General features: G+C 39.0%; 2 protein-coding genes. Both read right to left on the bottom strand.

The window, feature by feature from the left end:
* Positions 1-43: 43 nt before the first annotated feature.
* Positions 44-1246, bottom strand: a complete 1203-nt coding sequence (locus tag ACP45E_RS19710; RefSeq protein ID WP_017038832.1) for a hypothetical protein — start codon at positions 1244-1246, stop codon at positions 44-46.
* Between the two features lie 150 nt (positions 1247-1396).
* Positions 1397-1903, bottom strand: a complete 507-nt coding sequence (locus tag ACP45E_RS19705; protein ID WP_017038515.1) for a GNAT family N-acetyltransferase — start codon at positions 1901-1903, stop codon at positions 1397-1399.
* Positions 1904-1960: the final 57 nt, after the last annotated feature.

Raw genomic sequence — 1960 nt, 5'->3', positions numbered from 1 at the left:
TCACTCTTAAATGCTTTGTTATATTTTCATTTCACTAAATAAATTACAATGGAGCCGCTCTTTTTAATAACCCAGTGATTTCATCAGGGGAAAGTGTCTCTAGGTACTTTATCAGTTCTCTTTGAGCCTTCCTTTCTGAAGTGTCTTTGGATGGGTCTATAGACAATAGGTAATCTGTTAAGCCTTTCTTAACTATTTGCACCTGAGCTTGGTGATCTTTCAGAAAGTCAGGAATTTCATCACAATACGGATTGGAAATCGTTAGCTGATTATTAGGGTTTGATAACCACTTTAGCATGACTTCGTTCACGTGCTCATCACCGAAACCATAGCCTATAACCACCAACTCCTGCACATCGTTGATTCTAGCTTTAAATGCGTCAAATAATGCGACAGGAGCAATCTGTTCAAATTTACCTTTGAACTTATGACCTCCGGACAACAATGAGCGCCTTAGAAATTGTAACTCACCCGAAGAATCGTTAACGAACAACTCATTAACACCGCGAGTTTGCATTTTTTGGCAAACATCTAAGCTTTTTGACTCAATATTTCTTATTGCAGATACAAAAGAGCCGAAACCTTGATTACCCACTGATTTTAAGTACGTTTTTTTGTCTTCAATAGCGAAAATATCAAAAGAACCATGGAGTTTCAGTAAGTTTATGCCTATTTCATCTCCTTCATAGAAGTCTAGTTTCTGTTCAGATAGTTCTTCCGAAGTAATCAGCCTAAATTCACCTAAGTTCTTGTAACCATGCTCTCTATTAGCGTAAAACCCGTCTTTTAGCCCCAAATCATAATATGCACACAGTTCTTCTAGAATAAGGTCGTGGTTAAGAGAAAATATTTCAATTCTGCCCTGTTGTTCAAGCAAAGCTTGCAAACCAAAATAATTTTCGAACCTAACTTTCATTCGAGGTAGGCATTTTTCTTGAAGTTCCAATAGCAATAACTGAATGCACTCAGTGACCTGACTGATTAAGCCGTCAACAATTTGTGCTTCTTTAGGTGTTTTCGCTTCTAGTTTCCAGTTTTCTAAATACTTAACCATTTCTTCATAGTGCATCGTGTCACTTTGAAAAACTAAAGCAAACCTCTTTTTGATCGCTTCATCACCTTGGAAATTGAATAGCTTTATATCCAATCTGGACAAAATATTCTTCGACAAAATGCTAGTAAACGACCAGACGAGCGGCATACCACACTCGACTGAAGCGCCAGCACCTAGAAATAGACCTTTCACTGAGCCTCCTTGAAAATATAACGCCCAATTAAGGGGTGAGCAACGCTACCACCCAACCTAAGGCATTGTACCGTAACCACTAAAGTTGAAGTAGAAGCAAAAGTGCCAAGCGTTGGGAATCCCTCTTAAATTGTTTGTTATGTAACAATTTTACGCGTATTGGTAGACATGATCTGCGTACAAATGACCACCGATTTCATAAGCTTGAGGCACTATCCTATCGAGTACAAAACCCACTTTTGTAAGTACCTTTTCGGAACCAATGTTACCCTCTGTGACAACTGCACTGTATTTAGCGATGCCAAACTCTGACATTGAATAATTTATGAGAGCTTGCAGTGACTCTGTACCATACCCGAGTCCATGATATTCGGGCAAAAACATAAACCCAACTTCAGCAACAGAATCGTTAACACAAAAACCTGTTATACCTACTGCTTTGTCCGTTTTGGACTCGACAACAACCAAACATAGCCAATGCTTCGACTTTACAAACCAAGGTACTAATCGAGATTTAAATTTACTCTCAATTTCTGACTTTGGCAGTTCATCGAAACAACGTGAAATGACACTAGGATTCGTATGGAGTTGCAGAAATAAAGGCCAGTCATTTTCCGATAATGGCTTCATCTGCAGCCTTTCAGATACTACTTCCATTTAGCTGAACTCTCCTTGTTACATAACGCCGCATTAAGTGGTGAGCAACGCAGACCA

The sequence above is a fragment of the Vibrio genomosp. F10 str. 9ZD137 genome (assembly GCF_049974785.1).
Lineage (GTDB): Bacteria > Pseudomonadota > Gammaproteobacteria > Enterobacterales > Vibrionaceae > Vibrio.
This window is presented reverse-complemented; position numbering and strand designations above follow the sequence as displayed.

Excerpts from the sequence above, each read along its gene's own strand:
- ACP45E_RS19705 (WP_017038515.1), bottom strand. The coding sequence starts at position 1,903 with ATGGAAGTAGTATCTGAAAGGCTGCAGATGAAGCCATTATCGGAAAAT.